Here is a 16,098-nt window from a genome sequence, read left to right as displayed (position 1 = left end):
TTATTCTCCCTTAAATTTTCGTCTGGTCCTGCCCATCAATATAATTGAAGCGATAGTGGGAAATAGCAACGACAGGAAGCCGTAGCCGAATCCGCCTGCGGCCTGGGATACCAGGCCGATGGCCGGAGGCCCTAAAACGACGCCCAAATAGGTAACCGCCAGCGTACCGCCGGTAACCGAACCCGATTTCCCCTCGGGCGCGCGCCTGGCCACTTCTGCCAGATACACGCCATTCCAGCCGATGGCAGTGGCGCCGAAAACAGCAAAAACAAATACGATCCACCATTGACTTGACCCAGCGTCAATATAAAAGACGCCAACGGCAGACAAGAGCATGCCGGCAGCCAGCACCAGCAACATGCTCCAGGTGGAAAAGAAATTATCAGCCAGGTAGCCCCACAAAATCCGCCCGATTACGCCTGCCGCCTGGGACACTGACAGAAAAACCCCTGCCAGAACCAACGACATGCCGACCTCGTTATGCAGGAAGGTAATGGCATATGTCATTAACGTGAGCTGGCATACAGAAAAGCAAAAGGAACATACGGCCAGCGTGCGCAATACAGGAATGCGATAAATCGTTCCAAGCGCACCGAAGAACTCTTCCCTGAAAGACCGTCTGACGCCGGTTGCGTCCGGCTCCCAGGAACGTGGAGCAAAAAGCGACACCACCGCGCAAAAGAACAGCACGATGCAGACGACACCCAAGGCGCTGTGCCACCCGACCATTTGCTCCAGGCTGGGCATGATCATGGCGGCCAGCACGCCACCAAGCGGCACGCCGGTTTGCTTGATAGAGAAAATCAAGCTCAGTCGGTGCATTGGTGTATTTTTGATCAGAATTTGCGAACTGCACGGGGTCACCGGGCCATATCCAAGACCAATGAATATACCGGCCAGGGCGAGCGTCCACACAGACGGCGCCATCACGAACAGTGTCAGGCCAACGGCGGAAGACACCAGACACAAGGCACTCAGCCGGATCGGCCCGACCATGGTCAGCATCGCGCCTGCGCTCAGGCTGCTTAACATCGCAGACAGATAAGCCACCGCAATATAAAAGCCGATATAGCCGGCAGGCACGCCCAGCTGGTTTGACAGCACGGGCGCCATCACTGGCGGCACCAGCAGCACCATGGTCGCCAGCGCCTGAATGGTCAATGTCAGGATAAGTACCATCCAGCCTGCGCGACTATCCTGTTTCCTTCGGATAGGGTTGGACTGATTATTCGTCGTTGTGTTTGTCATAGCCCACTTGTCTGGAAAAAATCGTTATGCCTGACCATGCCATTCCCGCTTGAAAACAGAATGATAGCAGCAGCGATCCGCTGCATGCGTGCTGACCGACACTTCGATAAGCTTGGCTTTTCGATTGCGATATTTTCTGACGATCCTCAGGCTCGGACCGCCTGCCCAGGATTGCCACTGCGCAGCCTGGCTTCAGATCAGACAGATTGCCTGAATTTCGTGCCCAACAGTGGACTCCACAAGGGAAGCGGTCTGCTGCTTTTCAATGACAGTTGTCATATAGGTGGCATCCTGATATCGATCGGCAATACCCATCATATACAGGCTGTAAGCACTGCTGGCCTTGTTGGAAACGACCTTGACGTCCATCATGGCTGGCTAACGCGTGACCTGATATGACTGCGCCAGCCTTGTCAATGCCTCTCTGATCGTAGCAAGATTTAATTCGTCATATTGTATACAACATTCAAAAACAGCCAATTGATTACGAAACAATCTATTAATTATTTATTTTTGCATACCAATTGGCCTATGCAACCGTTGTAACGGATCGCAGGTCTGCCTGCGCGACAGCCCCCCGCCGTGTCCTCAGTTCTTTGTTTGCAGACTCTCCCGGGCCAGATCCAGGCCAAGCTTGCCCTCGGTGCGGGCAAACTGAACAAACTCTTCCTGGCTGGCAGACGGGTTGACCTCTTCAAAGTTTGCCGTCAGGTTCTTTTTGACAGCCGGTTCGGCCAGAACTTTTCCGGTAGCTGCAAATAGCGTATCAATGACGGACCTGGGTGTGCCAGCCGGAACGAAAATCCCCCACCAGTTGGTGATGTTGTATCCTTTGAGCCCGGACTGGTCAATGGGTTTATATTGACTGATCACTCTGGAAGGCGTCTTGGAAGTAATCGCCAATCCCTTCACTTTGCCGGTATCGATCATCGCCTTGGCCGATGGCGCCGTCGCAAACGATATGTCGGTATCCCCGGCGGCTACCGATTGGGTCGCCGGCGCGCCCCCCTTGAACGGCACATGCAACAGATCGCGGCCCGACAACCTCAGAAACTCAACGCCTGCCAGATGGGTAATGACACCGTTGCCAGAAGAGGCAAAGGTCAGCCTACCCGGCTCTTTCTTCGACTTTTCCAGCAGATCCTGAACACTACCTATACCCGACTTCTTGCTGGCAATAAGAATCATGGGCGACGTGGTAAGCCGACTGACCGGGATGAAACTGTCCGGTGTGTAGGCCACTTTGTACAGCACGTTGTCGCTACCCATGACACTTGAATTACCCATGAAGATCGTATAACCGTCTGGCTTGGCCCTTGCTACATGGGCTGCAGCAATGGTGGAGCCTGCACCTGGCCTGTTTTCGACAATAACCGGCTGCTTCAGGGTTTTTGCCAGATGGTCTGCATAGACTCGCGCTACGTTGTCGGCGCCGCCGCCTGGCGGAAATCCGATGACAAGTGAAATCGGCTTGTCAGGATATCCTGCCGCCTGGACAGTCGTGGTCACAGCCAGTAAAGTTCCCGCAATCAAAATCGTTTTTTTTCCAATCATGTTTGTCTCCTGATAGGGTTTGACCTTCGTTGTAATCGCTTATTTGTTAGCGCTACTTTGTCGCTACCTTCTTGTCGTTCAATGCCCGGTAAACACGGGCGTGCGCTGCGACCTCCAGGCTGCGGCGCCCTCTTTCATATCCTGCGAGCTTTCGGAGCGCAACACGGCCTGGGCAATTTCCTCTGTTCTTATGTCCTGCCGGGCGATCAGATTCAAGTGCTTTTTGATTCCCAGCAGGGCTTGCGGCGCCATGGCGGCCAGATGTGACGAAAGCGCATCGGCTCGCGCCAGCAGGCGCTGTGCCGGCACGAGCTCAGTCAGAAAATCCATATCCAGCATTCGAGCAGCATCAACTTTTTCAGCCGTCAAAAAAAGATACTTTGCATTGTTCAGGCCGAGGCGCGAAACATAGCGCTGCATGCCTCCGGGATAAAAATGCAGGCCGAATTTCACGGCAGGCATAAACATATTGACGCGGTCTGTGCCCAGACGAAAATCACAGGCCAGGCACAGATCTGTGCCACCGCCATATACGCCCCCCTGGATGACGGCGATAGTGATTGCACGACACTGTTCTACAGCATCGACCACTTCACCGAAATACAGCGAACTGGGCGCTTCTTCGCTGGCCAGCGAAGAAATGTCGTAGCCACTGCAGAAATATTTTCCTGATGCGACCAGACGCAACACCAGGAGGTCTTCCCGATTGTTCACGGTTGCAATATGCTGTTCAATCGCTTTGAGGTCCGCAGGCGACAGACGGTTGGCATGTTCGGCTTTGTTCAGTTGCAGCGTGGCTATCGCGCCCTGGATGTGCAGGGTTGGGGTATGCAGGTCTTCTGTCATGATCACAACCTCTTTAATTTTGCCCATCGGCCTGATACAAAACGCCGTCGGTAATCAATTGCTCGACCTGGTCCCTGTTCATCCCCATGTCATTCGCTACCCGCAGCGTATCCTGCCCGAAAACCGGCGGAGAAGAAACAACGCTGTTGCTATCGTGATTGCTCATATGCACGGGCAAGGCCACTTGCCGCAACGGCCCCAGGCGGGCATGCTCGACTGTCTGAACCAGGTTACATGCCAGGACCTGCTCATCGCGGAAAACATCTTCCAGCGTATTGATCGGCCCGGCGGGGATACCCTGCTCGATCATGATTGGCGTCCAGTGCATGCGCGGGTGCTTTTTGAGCGCGCCCTCGAGAATATCCTTGAGCGCATGGCGATTTTTCATTCGGTCTGCATTGCGAACAAAGCGCGGATCGGCAACCAGCCCATCCAGATCCAGCACGGAACACAGGCGTACCCACATATCCTGTGTGGCCGGCGCCAGATTGATGGGGCCATCGCTGGTTTCAAAGGTGCCGTAAGGCGCAATCACCGGATGAACATTGCCGCAAGGTTGCGGCACTTCTCCCACACTCAGGTAGCGCTGACCCTGTACCGACAGCAGGCTCAGCAGGCTGGCCAGCAGAGACGTCTCCACATGCTGCCCCTGTCCCGTCGACTTCATCTCGATCACCGCCGCCAGCACGCCGATCACTGCCCACATCCCCGCTGTCAGGTCACCGATAGCAGTACCGACCCGAGTCGGACCCGACTCGGGCGTGCCGGTCAGACTCATGAAGCCGGAATATCCTTGGGCAATCTGGTCAAAGCCGGCCCAGCTTTTTGCCGGGCCAGTACTGCCGAATCCCGAAATGGAGGCCATGATCAGCGAAGGCTTGTCCTTGCTGAGCGATTCATATGACAGACCCATGCTTGCCATGGTACCCACTTTGAAGTTTTCCACGACAATGTCAGACTGCAGCGCAAGTTGGCGGATAAACGCCAGCCCTTCAGGCTTGCGAAAATCAACGCCTATACCCTTTTTATTTCTGTTGGCGCTCAGATAATAGACACTGATGTCCTCATCGAATGGCCCCCACTGGCGAATCATATCGCCATTCGGCGTGGGTTCGACCTTGATTACGTCCGCGCCCAGGTCGGCCAGGGTCATGGTGCTAAACGGCCCGGACAGCGCGCGCGTCAAATCCAGAACGCGCAAACCGGCTAATGGTCTTGTCATGATTATCTCCTTTTGCATGCTATTCTATGCAATAAGATTTTCCAATCAAAATACTGTTTATTTATCGTACGATCATTTTTTCTTATTGTTATTTTCTAACCAACGCACGACATCAGTATGCAAGGACGGGGCCGCCATGAACACACGCCAAATGCGCTATTTCATCAAGGTATTTGAATTGGGAAATATGACCAAGGCAGCGGCCACCCTGCATATTGCGCAGCCTGCCCTGACACAGCAGATACATCTGCTTGAGGCAGAATTGGGCGTCAGCCTTTTTTTACGATCTACGCGCGGCGTAAAGCCGACAGAAGAAGGCACGCTGCTCTACAAACATGCCCAGACCATCGTGCGCCAGATTGACAATACCAAGGCAATTTTACATCGGCGCGATAACCCGGTCAGCGGCACCGTATCCATTGCGCTGGCTTCCAGTACGGCACGCATGCTGGCCCTGCCACTGATCCACCAGGTCAAGCAACGCTATCCGTCGGTGATTCTGGAGATTGTCGATCTGCCCAGCGCCGACCTGACCCGTCAGGTACTTCAGGGACGGGTAGACTTTGCCCTGACGCCGGACCAGCAGGAAATCAAAGGCATGGTGCTCAAGCCGTTTCTGGTTGAAGAGTTGCTGCTGTTGCTGCATGCTCAGACAAGCATTAAAAAACGTCGCGTCAATATCGAAGACATCAAGGATGTTCCCCTGATTCTGCCCAGTTTGCCCAACCGTTTACGCTCACGAATCGATCACGCCTTCCTGGAGCGACGCCTGCCTTATGAGCTGATCGCAGAGGCCAGCACCTCTGCCATCCTGATTCCCGCAGTCAAGAACGGGCTGGCTGCGACCATTCTTCCGTACTCCGCCGCCCACGAAGAAATCCATGACGGTACAATCACCATGCGGCGGTTCGATTTTGAGTTTTTCCGCGAGATTTTCATTTGCCATACAAATAACATCATGCGCAATGATGCCGTCGATTGCGTCATGGACGAATGCGAAAAAACGGCCGCACGCCTGATCGCGAAAAACGTCTGGAAATATACCAAGTTGCTCTAAGGCAGCCTGCTGCAACCCATAACCCGAAATTCCCTTCATGCCGGATATTATGAAACCAACCTTAACCTCTATTTGCGAACAGCTTGAGACCTTTGCCAAAGCCAGAGACTGGGATCAATACCATTCGCCCAAAAATATCGCCATGGCGCTTTCGGTGGAAGCAGCAGAGCTGGTTGAAATATTTCAATGGAAGACAGAAGCAGAATCGGCCACACTGAACGAACAAGACCAACTGGCGGTCAGACATGAAATTGCCGATGTTCTGCTGTATCTGCTCACCATCAGCCGGGTCTTGAACATTGACATCTTGCAGGCCGCCCAGGAAAAACTGCAACTGAATGCACAAAAGTATCCGGTGAGAAAAAGCAAAGGCAACGCAAAAAAATATGACAGACTCGATGACTGACGGTAATCCGGGCTCCGTCCCTGCACGTCAAGAGCAGCGCATACAGGCCCCCGCACAGGCGACGACGGACGTCGAGATGGACGTGTTTGCGCCGTGGATAAAAAAATGGAACCTGGTCCAGGACGGCACGCCCATTGCGACCCCGGGCAGCAGCCTGCTGCCGGTAAAAATGAACAATGCCATGGCAATGCTGAAGATTGCCCGTGATGAGCACGAAATACGCGGCGGCAAAGTGCTGCAATGGTGGGATGGCAATGGTGCTGCCAGGGTATTTGCCCGTAACGCTAATGCCTTGGTGTTGGAACGGGCCCAGGGCAAGCAATCGCTGATGCAGATGGCGTTGCACGGCCAGGACGACAATGCCAGCCGTATTGCCTGCGACACGGTGGCGCAACTGCACGCCTACGCAAGGCGCATTCCGGGCCAGCCTGAATTGGTTCTTTTACAACTGTGGTTCGCTGACCTGTTTGCAGCGGCCAGAAGCAACCCGGTGCTGCAACAATGTGCGAATGCAGCACAGCGGCTGCTGGCCGACCCCGAAGAGATAACCGTACTGCATGGCGATATCCACCACGACAATATTCTGGACTTCGCGGATCGTGGCTGGCTGGCCATCGACCCCAAGGGGCTACTGGGCGAGCGGGGCTTTGACTATGCTAATTTGATTGTGAACCCCGACCTGCCCACCGTAACCGACCCGGTTCGCTTCGCTCGCCAGGTTCAAGTCGTATCGCAGGCGGCCAGCCTGGATCGTCACCGCTTGTTATGCTGGGTCCTGGCCTTTGCCGGCCTGTCGGCGGTCTGGTTCATCCAGGACGCAAGCGAGGCACAGGCGCAACAGGATCTGAACGTGGCGCGCCTGGCACTACAGGCCCTGTCACTGAGCCCGAATTAATTCGCGCGCCGCTTGTTCATTCCAGCGTAAAACCTGCCTTGATGCTGACCTGCCAGTGGGCCACTTTACCGTCGATAACGTGTCCGCGAGTTTCGGTAACGGTAAACCACTGAATGTTCCTGACCGTCTCATTGGCTTTGGCCAGCGCGTTGCTCACTGCATCTTCAATGCTGGTTGTTGATGAACCTGTCAGTTCAATATGCTTATAAACATGATCGCTCATGGCGCTGCTCCCTGTAGTGTGGATAGGCACTTCCCATGTTACGGCGATTAGACTATTTATGCAATTGGGCCACAATCAATCTGTCTCTTATTTTATTGCTCCTGCACCAGGCCCCTGCTACTGCCAGGTAAGTCTTCACAGCGGCCGCCCCGGCAGCACGACATGCCAGACTCAGGCCAGGAAAATAAACGCGCCACGTTCCTGGAAGGGAAGACTTAGCGCGTTACCGGCACTTGCAGCAATTTATCGAAAATATCCTCGCTGCCCATCTGTCCGCCCTTTAACATGACGACCATCCCGTCCAATGCAGGATTGTCGCTATGCATTGAGCAAACGGTTACCCCGGGCGACAGTACACTTGCATAAGACAAGGCCCATACATCCAGTTGCGCGATTGCCTGGCTGGACGTATCTCCACCCGCAATGCCAAGCCGGCCCAGGCGTATACCCTGCTCTGCCAGCAGTTGCAACGTGGATTGCACAAACCGGGCCGTTGCACCCGCCAGGTCCGCTGAATGAATTGCACAGTCGCGCCCGTTTTGCTGGTCGACATAGGCCAGAACATGACGGTTAGCACTCAGCTCATCACAGATGTGCTGACATTGTGCAGCCCGGTAGTCGGCATCATTCAACAACGAGCGCGCCTGCAACGGCCGTTTGACATATCCGTCGGCAGCCCGAACCTGTGCAGCGGTCACCGGAGAAAGACTACCCGCCAACACGAAGGTCGGACCAACGTGCGCCGGGTGCTGCCTGTCGTCGATCACGTGGTCCGCAACGCTATGGGCGTGCGTACCGACATTTTCTGCCGCCGCCAGTGCCTGCAGCACGACACTTGAGCCTACAACCAATGCGGTTTTATGCTCATTGGCGATACGCAGGATCTGTCGTCCCACGCTTGCAAGCTGCGTACTGTCAGAAACATCGAAAAGCACAGCCGTGTCCATTTTTCCCCTGGCGCTGCTACAGCGCTGAACAGTCCGATCTACAAGCGCATCAAGCAGGGCTGGTTGCTGTTGATATGCCGTATAAGGAATGTTAATGACATCTGCCATGGCCTGCGATTGCAGATGCAATCCCAGGTCGGCTTCATGCATCGGTGTCACTGGGTGGCATTGCATGGTTGGGTGCCGGTCAATACGATGCACCTGGCCGGAATCTCCGGCAGCCGCAAAAAGATTGCCAAAGCAGCAATAACGGCCAATATCGGGCTGGCCACCCACAAACAGCGCAAACGGCGCCTCCACATAGTCGCCCAGGATATTGACTGCGATCCCAAGGCTGCCCGTGTGCGCGGCACTATCAAAGGTTGAACAACATTTGTAATGCAGCACCGACACACGCTGATCCTGGAAAAAGCGCCCGATCTTCGGCAAACAGGAATGCATCTGTTGCGGGTTCATACCGCGCGCTGTACCGGCTATTCCTATTGCTTGCAGGGGGCCGATACGCGCCAGTTGCGCTTCGGTGGGCACGTCCAGAAACAGGATGCTACGCAGATTGGCGCGGGCCGCAACGGCCAGCGTATCGGTCGCCCCGGTAAAATCATCGCCATACCAGCCGAACGTCAGGCTCATGATTGCTTGTCGCCAAAAAACGCCAGTGCGGCCTTCAGCTCGGGCATATTACAAGCGAAATCCTCCAGCGTTGCTCCTTCCTGCTGCGCTGCCCAGGCCTGGCGAAGGCTGACCACGCCGGCAGCCGGTCCCATAGGATGGGCCAAAATGCCACCGCCCGACATGAAGAGCAGATCCTGGCTTTGAATCGACTGCCAGGTCACCGGGACTGTACCGGCCCACTGGCCCGAAGAAAACACCGGCAACACCCGGTCATCGACCGTGTCGGACATGCGCGCCAGAGAGTCGGAAGCCGCTGCCACCACTTCGCTATCGGGCTGCGAGAATTTCCCCTGCAGACCATGCACATGCATGTGATCCACCCCTGCCAGGCGCCACATCGTCTGATACGGCTGATAAGCCATTCCAAGCAACGGATGTCGCGAAACGGCTCCAAAGCCATTACGATGACCATGGATAGCAAGCGGCGTACTCTTTCTGAGGCTTTCAATTGCCGAGAACCCGCAGTAATTGAGGCTGGCCATCACGCAGGTGCCTTCTTCCTGCGCAACCAGATCTGCGTGACGCCGCATGGAATCCAGGTCATCGCTGATATTGAAGGCCATCATGACCTTTTTGCCGGTGCGCTGTGCATGCTCACGAATAACGGCCATCACCGCAGGTACGCGCTGGGCCAGTGGCGCATGGTCCGGATTGGCGCACACTTCATCATCCTTGATGAAATCGACACCCGCCTCGCACAAGGTTTTCACCAGCGCTGCCGTTTGCGCTGCGCTCATGCCGACATTTGGCTTGATAATCGTGCCGACCATGGCGCCGGCGGCCACACCAATACTGGCACGCGTGCCGGCAATGCCCAGACCAGGCAAGGCAAACCGCATACGAAATGAAGCGGGGAGCGTCAGCGATTCAAGACGCAGTCCGGTCACTTCACCCAGGTCGTAAAGATTGCCCGAGACCGTCGCAGCCAACGTGGCCAGGTTTGCACCAAAGTTGGCTATCGGAAATGAAATATCAATCTGGGCCCGACGCCATGGGCCGCTGACATTTCTGCGTTCGAGCCAGGCATTGGGCAGGCTGGGTGCATCGCCTGCGGGCAACTCGTGAACTGCAGTTACCGTGGCACGGGCTCTATCGCGCAACTCATCGGTTTCGCCAGCAACACGGGTAAAGGTCCCGCAGGACTGTTCGCCAGCCATGATCTGGGCCACTTTGGCCGGTTCAAAAGGCGTTTCCACCACATATCGAGCCTGTACTACTGTATCGCTCATAATGTATCCAGGTCCGGGAATGGCCGGATAGCCTGTTGGCCATTCCAGTCTTCCGACGTCACGCGAATCAGGTCAAACAGGCGACCCTTGGGGCCCGCTACTTCCGACAGTTCGATGACCGTGCCCGGATGATACTCAGTATCAAAATAGATAAACCTGCCCTGCTCGCCAACTTCACCGCTCATGCGTGGCTTGAAACCCTGCTTGAGTAACCTTTCAAGATCGGCATCGTAATGCTCGGTCCAGTAAGCGACATGCTGCAGGCCGGTGCGGCCCGCCTGTAGAAAATCGCGGTACATCGACGGAACGTCGTTGCGCGTCTGTATCAGCTCTACCTGCACGAAACCCGAATTGGCCAGCGCTACTGAATTATGCGGCTCGTAGGTCTGACCGTCATATTGATAGTTGCGGATCGGCACCTTAGGGTTGTAATACCAGGGTCCCACGCCCAGCGTGTTGCTCCAGTATGCCATTGCCGCTTCGATATCATCGACAACATATCCCAACTGACGAATTTCGCCAAAGAATGTACTCATATTATGTTCCAGCTATTTGATAAAAATGATGCCTGCAGGAACAAGCACCATGAACCTGAATGGCGAGATGATTTATTTGATAAAACCGGTGGATATCCAGGGAACAAATGTCACGATCATCAACCCGACAAACAGCGCGACAACGTAACCCCAGATATAGCGCATGCCTTCAGACGGATTGACCTTGCCAATTGCGCACGCGCCGTAATAGCCCACACCGAACGGCGGAGCGAACAATCCAATACCCATTGCAAAAATGACAACAATGGAATAGTGCACATCATGGATATCCAGGGCGCGTGCGACCGGAAAGAGCAGTGGTCCGAACAGGACGATGGCCGGAATACCCTCCAGAATGCTTCCCAATATGATGAACGCAAATACCGAGATGATCAGAAAGCCATAACCGCCTCCTGGCACGTTCGCCATGAGCGCTGCCAGATCACTGGAAAAGCCTGATTGAGTGAGTGCCCAGGCCATGGCCGTTGCGCAGCCGATAATCAGCATAATGGCGCCTGACAGCGTCGCCGTTTCCACCAGGATAGGCGTCACACGCTTCCAGTCAAACTGCCGATAGACCAGCAGGCCCAGCAAAATGGAGTACACCACCCCAATCGTAGAGACTTCAGTTGCGGTCGCTATACCCTCGACCACGGCAGCTCGGATAACGAAAGGCAACGAGATGGCAGGCAAGGCAATCAGCAGGAAACGAAAAATATCACGCTTGGGTACTTTTGCAACCTTTGTCAGATCTTCACGGCGATAGCGCCAGCCGACCACGACACACAGACACAAACCGAGAACAACAGCCGGCAATATGCCTCCGGTAAACAGCGCGGCAATGGATACGCCGGTGACCGAGCCAATGGTGATAAGCACTATGGATGGCGGAATGGTTTCGGTCTGCGCGCCCGTGGCCGACAGCAAAGCAACAAGTTCACCTTTTTTTGCGCCGCGCTTTTCCATCTCGGGAAACAGTACCGGCGTGATGGCGGCCATATCGGCAATCTTGGAACCGGAGATACCGGAAACCAGATACATGGCGCCAATCAATACGTAAGAGAGGCCACCGCGAACATGCCCCAGGCAACTGGCCAGGAACTGAATCATGGCCCGCGCCATACCCGTCATCTCTATGAGCGCGCCCAGGAAGATAAAGAGCGGCACAGCCAGCAGAATCAGATGCGACATGCCTTCATTCAAGCGACCCACCATCACGACAATGGGGGTCTGGGTCGTGAGCGTCAGATAGCCGAAAGTGGCCAGCGCAAACGAGAATGCAATTGGCACACCGGAGAAAACGCAAGCGGCCACCACGAAGACAAAGAAAATCACCAGATTGAATTTACCAAGCTCCATCAACACGGGATGCGCCAGCCAGAACACGGCCAGCAATGCCAATGTGACGCCCAGACTGATCGACAGTTGCTTGCGATCAGCAGTCATGACCATGCGAAAGACCGACGTCAGAATCATGAGCGCAATGCCCACCGGCAATGCGGCAGCGTGCCATGCATTACTGATTTCCAATGCCGGCGTCACAATATAGGATTCTTCGTAGGCATACTCAAAGGCCGGATACAGAAAAAGCACCAGGAAAGCCAGCGATGCAGACGAAGCAAAACCTTCAAGCAACAGACGTCGATTGGCGCAGACACGGTCAATAAAGGCGGTCATGCGCATATGTTGGCCGCGCCGCAACGCGATTACCGCACCCAACATGGACAGCCACAGAAACAGGATCGACGCCAGCTCATCGGTCCACACCAATGGCACATGCAATACGTACCTTGCCGCGACACCCGAAAACAGGATCACCACTTCCAGGATAATCAGCATCACGGCGAGCAGCTCAACACTGCGGCCGAGCGCGTTGTCTGCCGCGCGCACCAGCTTGGCTGCGCCGGAAACAGTAGTTGTGGCGGGCGTTTTCATCGCCATCGCAGAATCGGTCATCATTGCAGTTTCCATCACACTAAACCAGTTTACCGACCGAGGCCTCGAGCGCGGCCCAGGCTTCATCGCCAAAACGGCCCTTCCACTCTTTGTAAAAACCGGCATTACGCAGTGCAGCCCGGAATGTGTCGGGTGCTGGCGCATTGAAAGCGAGTCCTTTGGATTGCAGATCACTTTGCACCGAATCATTGAGCTTTCTGATATCTTCGCGCTGACGCACACCCGCGCCATTAATACCATCGGCCACGATTGTCTTCAGATCATCGGGCAATCGATCCCACGCCGCGCCATTGGCAATAAACCAGAAGCCATCCCAGATGTGATTGGTCTGGGAGCAATATTTTTGTACTTCGTACAGTTTTGCCACCTGGATAATGGGCAACGGGTTCTCCTGAGCATCCACAATCTTGGTCTGCAAAGACGAATACACTTCGCTGAACTGAAGGCTTGTCGGGGCAGCGCCCAGACCTTTGAACATCGAAATGGACAGCGGGCTGACCGGCACGCGGATTTTCAGGTCTTCCAGATCGGCTGCCTGCTCTATCGGCCCCTTGCTGCTGGTCATCTGGCGAAAGCCGTTGTCCCACATTTTGTCAAAGGCATACAGGCGTATCTTGCGGATGGATGCCCGCACATGCGCACCCAGATCGCCATCCATCGCTTTCCACACCTGGGCATAATCACTGAACGCAAAGCCAAGCGCATTAATGGCCGCGACCGGCACCAGCGTGGCAATCACAAGTGAAGACGGCGTAAAAAACTGAATGCCGCCGGAGCGGACCTGAGACAACATATCGGTATCGCCGCCGAGCTGGTTGTTGGGGAAAATGGCGATATCGACCCGTCCGCCGGATTTTTCCCGGATTTCGTCGGCCGCTTCCTTGGCGCGAATATTCAGGGGGTGAGACAGCGGAAGATTGTTGCCATACTTATAGGAAAATTCGGCAGCACGCGCCACCTGTGGCAGCGCGCTGACAACACCTGCCAGCGGCATGGCGGACAGGGTGCGCAGCATGCTGCGGCGAGAATACTTCTGCATATTTGTCTCCAGACGTTAAATGATGTTTTTTGATTTTATTATTTTTCTAACTGCAACGATATAGTGATAACATATCAACGTCAATCAAATTAAATGATGGTTTTTGATGTAATGAAAAACTCAGAGAAAGCCGCAAGCAGGGCCAATATTACAGATATTGCCAAACTGGCCAACGTCTCCACCGCTACGGTAGACCGCGTACTGAACCACCGATCGGGCGTGCGCGAAGCCACGGTGCAGCGGGTACTGCGAGCCGCTGCAGAACTGGCCTATCTGCCGGAAAATGATCTGTATGCGGCGCTTACACCCAGCGCCATGCGTATTTCATTCGTGCTTCCAAAAGGCACCAACCGCTTCATCAGGATGCTGGGCGACACCATCACCTACTCCCAGGACAGCTGGACGCCCTACAACGTGAAATGCAAAGTCGATTATGTGGAAGGCTTCAATCCCGAGGTCCTTGCCGCAAGCCTGACCAAGCAGGCAGAGCGCGCAGACGGCGTTGCCTGCATGGCTATTGAGCACCCGCTAGTGCGCGACGCCATCGAGGAACTTGTCGATAAGGGCAAGCATGTAATAACGCTGATTACCGATATTTCCAATACGCGCCGCGCCGCCTATATCGGCCTGGACAATCGCGCCGCCGGCCGTACGGCCGCGTACCTGATTGCCCGCTTCATCGGCGCGCGGCCAGCCAAGGTTGCCATGATCGCCGGCAGCCTGAGTTATCGCGCTCACGAAGAGCGTGAAATGGGTTTTCTGTATATGTTCAAGGAACTGTTTCCCACTGTTGAAGTGGTGGGATTGCGCGAAGGCCTCGATAGTGCTGAAGAAAATTATCGGCTCATGCGGCAACTGCTGGAACAGTCACCGGATCTGGCAGGAATCTACAATATTGGCGGCGCATCCGACGGCGTGGCCAAAGCACTCAAGGAAGCCGGCCTGGCGCACAAAGTGGTGTTTATCGGTCACGGGCTGACGCCCGATACGCGCGCCCTGTTGATCGACGGAACCATGGACGCCGTCATTACACAGAATCCACAGTCCTCTACCATGAACTGTATCCGCATTTTTGCCAATCTGCGCGATCGACGCCCGGTAATGAGCGGCATCGACCCTGTGCAAAGTCAGATCATTTTCCGGGAAAACCTGCCCTGATCGCGCCGGCGGGCATATGCCCGCCGCCCGCTGTGCATTCATTGCAACTGCAATAGCAGGTCCGCCAGGCGGCGCTACACTGCAGGCATTGCAGCCAGCGGCTGCGCCGAAGAGGCCGGAACAGGTGTTCTGGCTACATTCATGACCATGGAAAGCAGCGAGTAATAGCCATTGATTCCGACAAGGTCCATCACGCCCTGCTCGCCAAACTGCTGCAATGCGCGCTCGTAGGTGTGATCGCATACCGACTGATTGTGAAAGAGTTCGGTCGAGAATGCATAAAGTATCGCCTCATCTTCAGGCAGACCCTCGGGCTTGCGGCCTTCGCCAATGGCCTCTATGGTTTGTTCGGATACGCCTTCACGCAACGCTATCGGCGCATGAATCGCCCACTCGACCTGCTGAGACCACTGCCGCGAAGTAATCAAAATCGCCAGCTCCGACAGGCGCTGCCCCAGGGCGCTGCGATACCGCAGATACTCTCCCATACGACTGGCGTGAGCCATGAGTTCAGGACTGCGCATCAAGGGAATAAAGGGCGACAAAAGCCCACCGCGCGGGCCGTTGATAATTTCTTGAGCGTACTGTTTCTGATCAGCGCTCCAGGTTTCTGGTGCAAGAGGAGGAAGGCGGTCCGGATACTGGTTCATAATGACTCTACACAATAACAAAGGGGAAGATAAGAAAATGATAGCTGTAACTATACCAAGACTAGCTATGAAGTCTCCTGAAGTTACCTTTGCTTCCCGGTATTGAGCTGTAGCTGCAGTATGAAACCAAAGTCAGGTATTCATGTAATGCGGTATTGACGCCCGTTTGCCTCTGCTGCCATCGCCAAAACTTGTAACGACTGAACGCATCGGTGCTTTTCATGAACAGTTGTATGATCCCTACCGCAAAAAGATAGCTAAACAGCAGTTCGCGCAGCAAATAAACAGCACGTATCCGAATCGCCAATACGAGACCTCGTTCATCGTATCGCGACTCCCGTAAAATCGTGCGAGCAACTGCAATCGGCTTTATCGGGCAGCAAACCAGAAACATCAGGTTCCAAGGCAAGCGGCGGGCGCCAGGCCCGCCCTGCTTATCTATCCGCTCAGGTCACGACCG

At 54.9% G+C, this 16,098-nt stretch carries 16 protein-coding genes; 4 read left to right on the top strand and 12 right to left on the bottom strand.

The annotated features are described in order from the left end of the window. From ACTIKR_RS16785 to ACTIKR_RS16765, 5 genes are all read right to left on the bottom strand, one after another. Window positions 1-1,248: an MFS transporter gene (locus tag ACTIKR_RS16785; RefSeq protein WP_442328446.1), complete on the bottom strand. Its 1,248-nt coding sequence runs from the start codon at window positions 1,246-1,248 to the stop codon at window positions 1-3. A gap of 192 nt (window positions 1,249-1,440) precedes the next feature. Beyond that, a complete protein-coding gene (locus ACTIKR_RS16780; protein ID WP_442328445.1) occupies window positions 1,441-1,620 on the bottom strand; it encodes a hypothetical protein in 180 nt (59 codons plus the stop codon). 216 nt (window positions 1,621-1,836) lie between these two features. Then, window positions 1,837-2,802 carry a Bug family tripartite tricarboxylate transporter substrate binding protein gene (locus ACTIKR_RS16775; RefSeq protein ID WP_193090347.1) on the bottom strand — a complete coding sequence of 322 codons (966 nt, stop codon included), beginning with the start codon at window positions 2,800-2,802 and terminating at the stop codon, window positions 1,837-1,839. Between the two features lie 78 nt (window positions 2,803-2,880). Next, window positions 2,881-3,648 carry an enoyl-CoA hydratase/isomerase family protein gene (locus ACTIKR_RS16770; RefSeq protein ID WP_193090348.1) on the bottom strand — a complete coding sequence of 256 codons (768 nt, stop codon included), beginning with the start codon at window positions 3,646-3,648 and terminating at the stop codon, window positions 2,881-2,883. Window positions 3,649-3,661: 13 nt separating this feature from the next. Further along, window positions 3,662-4,870, bottom strand: coding sequence for a CaiB/BaiF CoA transferase family protein (locus ACTIKR_RS16765; RefSeq protein ID WP_193090349.1), 1,209 nt, complete (start codon window positions 4,868-4,870; stop codon window positions 3,662-3,664). Window positions 4,871-5,006: 136 nt separating this feature from the next. On the opposite strand from ACTIKR_RS16765, the gene ACTIKR_RS16760 reads away from it, so the two are divergent. From ACTIKR_RS16760 to ACTIKR_RS16750, 3 genes are read left to right on the top strand one after another with little or no spacing between them, the layout of a single operon-like run. Beyond that, window positions 5,007-5,927 (top strand): LysR substrate-binding domain-containing protein, encoded by a 921-nt coding sequence (locus tag ACTIKR_RS16760; RefSeq protein WP_442328444.1) that lies wholly within the window; start codon window positions 5,007-5,009, stop codon window positions 5,925-5,927. 49 nt (window positions 5,928-5,976) lie between these two features. Next, on the top strand, window positions 5,977-6,333 hold the full coding sequence (locus tag ACTIKR_RS16755; RefSeq protein ID WP_442328443.1) for a nucleotide pyrophosphohydrolase: 357 nt from the start codon (window positions 5,977-5,979) through the stop codon (window positions 6,331-6,333). Next, window positions 6,314-7,228: an aminoglycoside phosphotransferase family protein gene (locus ACTIKR_RS16750; RefSeq protein WP_442328442.1), complete on the top strand. Its 915-nt coding sequence runs from the start codon at window positions 6,314-6,316 to the stop codon at window positions 7,226-7,228. The genes ACTIKR_RS16755 and ACTIKR_RS16750 overlap by 20 nt, the downstream gene beginning before the upstream one ends. 16 nt (window positions 7,229-7,244) lie before the next feature. Here ACTIKR_RS16750 and ACTIKR_RS16745 read toward each other — a convergent pair whose 3' ends face one another. The 6 genes from ACTIKR_RS16745 to ACTIKR_RS16720 all read right to left on the bottom strand — a co-directional run bounded on the left by ACTIKR_RS16745 (window position 7,245) and on the right by ACTIKR_RS16720 (window position 13,830). After that, entirely contained in the window at window positions 7,245-7,451 is a 207-nt protein-coding gene (locus ACTIKR_RS16745; RefSeq protein WP_193090352.1) for a dodecin, read from the bottom strand. 215 nt (window positions 7,452-7,666) lie between these two features. Continuing rightward, window positions 7,667-9,028 (bottom strand): four-carbon acid sugar kinase family protein, encoded by a 1,362-nt coding sequence (locus ACTIKR_RS16740; RefSeq protein ID WP_442328441.1) that lies wholly within the window; start codon window positions 9,026-9,028, stop codon window positions 7,667-7,669. Continuing rightward, window positions 9,025-10,299, bottom strand: a complete 1,275-nt coding sequence (locus ACTIKR_RS16735) for a ribulose-bisphosphate carboxylase large subunit family protein (protein ID WP_442328440.1) — start codon at window positions 10,297-10,299, stop codon at window positions 9,025-9,027. The genes ACTIKR_RS16740 and ACTIKR_RS16735 overlap by 4 nt, the downstream gene beginning before the upstream one ends. Beyond that, the gene (locus ACTIKR_RS16730; RefSeq protein WP_442328439.1) at window positions 10,296-10,835 is read right to left on the bottom strand and encodes a VOC family protein; all 540 of its coding nucleotides are present in this window, start codon (window positions 10,833-10,835) and stop codon (window positions 10,296-10,298) included. The genes ACTIKR_RS16735 and ACTIKR_RS16730 overlap by 4 nt, the downstream gene beginning before the upstream one ends. Before the next feature lie 72 nt (window positions 10,836-10,907). Then, on the bottom strand, window positions 10,908-12,770 hold the full coding sequence (locus ACTIKR_RS16725) for a TRAP transporter large permease (RefSeq protein WP_442328447.1): 1,863 nt from the start codon (window positions 12,768-12,770) through the stop codon (window positions 10,908-10,910). A 40-nt stretch (window positions 12,771-12,810) separates the two neighbouring features. Continuing rightward, on the bottom strand, window positions 12,811-13,830 hold the full coding sequence (locus tag ACTIKR_RS16720) for a TRAP transporter substrate-binding protein (RefSeq protein WP_442328438.1): 1,020 nt from the start codon (window positions 13,828-13,830) through the stop codon (window positions 12,811-12,813). Window positions 13,831-13,941: 111 nt separating this feature from the next. Between ACTIKR_RS16720 and ACTIKR_RS16715 the strand changes: the two genes are divergently transcribed. Then, window positions 13,942-14,988 carry a LacI family DNA-binding transcriptional regulator gene (locus ACTIKR_RS16715; protein ID WP_442328437.1) on the top strand — a complete coding sequence of 349 codons (1,047 nt, stop codon included), beginning with the start codon at window positions 13,942-13,944 and terminating at the stop codon, window positions 14,986-14,988. A 74-nt stretch (window positions 14,989-15,062) separates the two neighbouring features. On the opposite strand, the gene ACTIKR_RS16710 is transcribed toward ACTIKR_RS16715, so the two are convergent. Next, window positions 15,063-15,638 carry a carboxymuconolactone decarboxylase family protein gene (locus ACTIKR_RS16710; protein WP_193090359.1) on the bottom strand — a complete coding sequence of 192 codons (576 nt, stop codon included), beginning with the start codon at window positions 15,636-15,638 and terminating at the stop codon, window positions 15,063-15,065. Between the last annotated feature and the right edge of the window lie 460 nt (window positions 15,639-16,098).

It is taken from the genome of Advenella sp. (assembly GCF_052108595.1).
Taxonomy (GTDB): Bacteria; Pseudomonadota; Gammaproteobacteria; order Burkholderiales; family Burkholderiaceae_B; genus Advenella.
Note: the sequence above shows the minus strand (reverse complement) of the source record. Positions and strands in the feature narration are given on the sequence as shown.

Bases quoted from the DNA above. Each gene is read 5' to 3' on its own strand.
- ACTIKR_RS16785 (WP_442328446.1), bottom strand. From the start codon at position 1,248: ATGACAAACACAACGACGAATAATCAGTCCAACCCTATCCGAAGGAAA.
- ACTIKR_RS16780 (WP_442328445.1), bottom strand. From the start codon at position 1,620: ATGATGGACGTCAAGGTCGTTTCCAACAAGGCCAGCAGTGCTTACAGC.
- ACTIKR_RS16775 (WP_193090347.1), bottom strand. From the start codon at position 2,802: ATGATTGGAAAAAAAACGATTTTGATTGCGGGAACTTTACTGGCTGTG.
- ACTIKR_RS16770 (WP_193090348.1), bottom strand. From the start codon at position 3,648: ATGACAGAAGACCTGCATACCCCAACCCTGCACATCCAGGGCGCGATA.
- ACTIKR_RS16765 (WP_193090349.1), bottom strand. From the start codon at position 4,870: ATGACAAGACCATTAGCCGGTTTGCGCGTTCTGGATTTGACGCGCGCG.
- ACTIKR_RS16760 (WP_442328444.1), top strand. From the start codon at position 5,007: ATGAACACACGCCAAATGCGCTATTTCATCAAGGTATTTGAATTGGGA.
- ACTIKR_RS16755 (WP_442328443.1), top strand. From the start codon at position 5,977: ATGAAACCAACCTTAACCTCTATTTGCGAACAGCTTGAGACCTTTGCC.
- ACTIKR_RS16750 (WP_442328442.1), top strand. From the start codon at position 6,314: ATGACAGACTCGATGACTGACGGTAATCCGGGCTCCGTCCCTGCACGT.
- ACTIKR_RS16745 (WP_193090352.1), bottom strand. From the start codon at position 7,451: ATGAGCGATCATGTTTATAAGCATATTGAACTGACAGGTTCATCAACA.
- ACTIKR_RS16740 (WP_442328441.1), bottom strand. From the start codon at position 9,028: ATGAGCCTGACGTTCGGCTGGTATGGCGATGATTTTACCGGGGCGACC.
- ACTIKR_RS16735 (WP_442328440.1), bottom strand. From the start codon at position 10,299: ATGAGCGATACAGTAGTACAGGCTCGATATGTGGTGGAAACGCCTTTT.
- ACTIKR_RS16730 (WP_442328439.1), bottom strand. From the start codon at position 10,835: ATGAGTACATTCTTTGGCGAAATTCGTCAGTTGGGATATGTTGTCGAT.
- ACTIKR_RS16725 (WP_442328447.1), bottom strand. From the start codon at position 12,770: ATGAAAACGCCCGCCACAACTACTGTTTCCGGCGCAGCCAAGCTGGTG.
- ACTIKR_RS16720 (WP_442328438.1), bottom strand. From the start codon at position 13,830: ATGCAGAAGTATTCTCGCCGCAGCATGCTGCGCACCCTGTCCGCCATG.
- ACTIKR_RS16715 (WP_442328437.1), top strand. From the start codon at position 13,942: ATGAAAAACTCAGAGAAAGCCGCAAGCAGGGCCAATATTACAGATATT.
- ACTIKR_RS16710 (WP_193090359.1), bottom strand. From the start codon at position 15,638: ATGAACCAGTATCCGGACCGCCTTCCTCCTCTTGCACCAGAAACCTGG.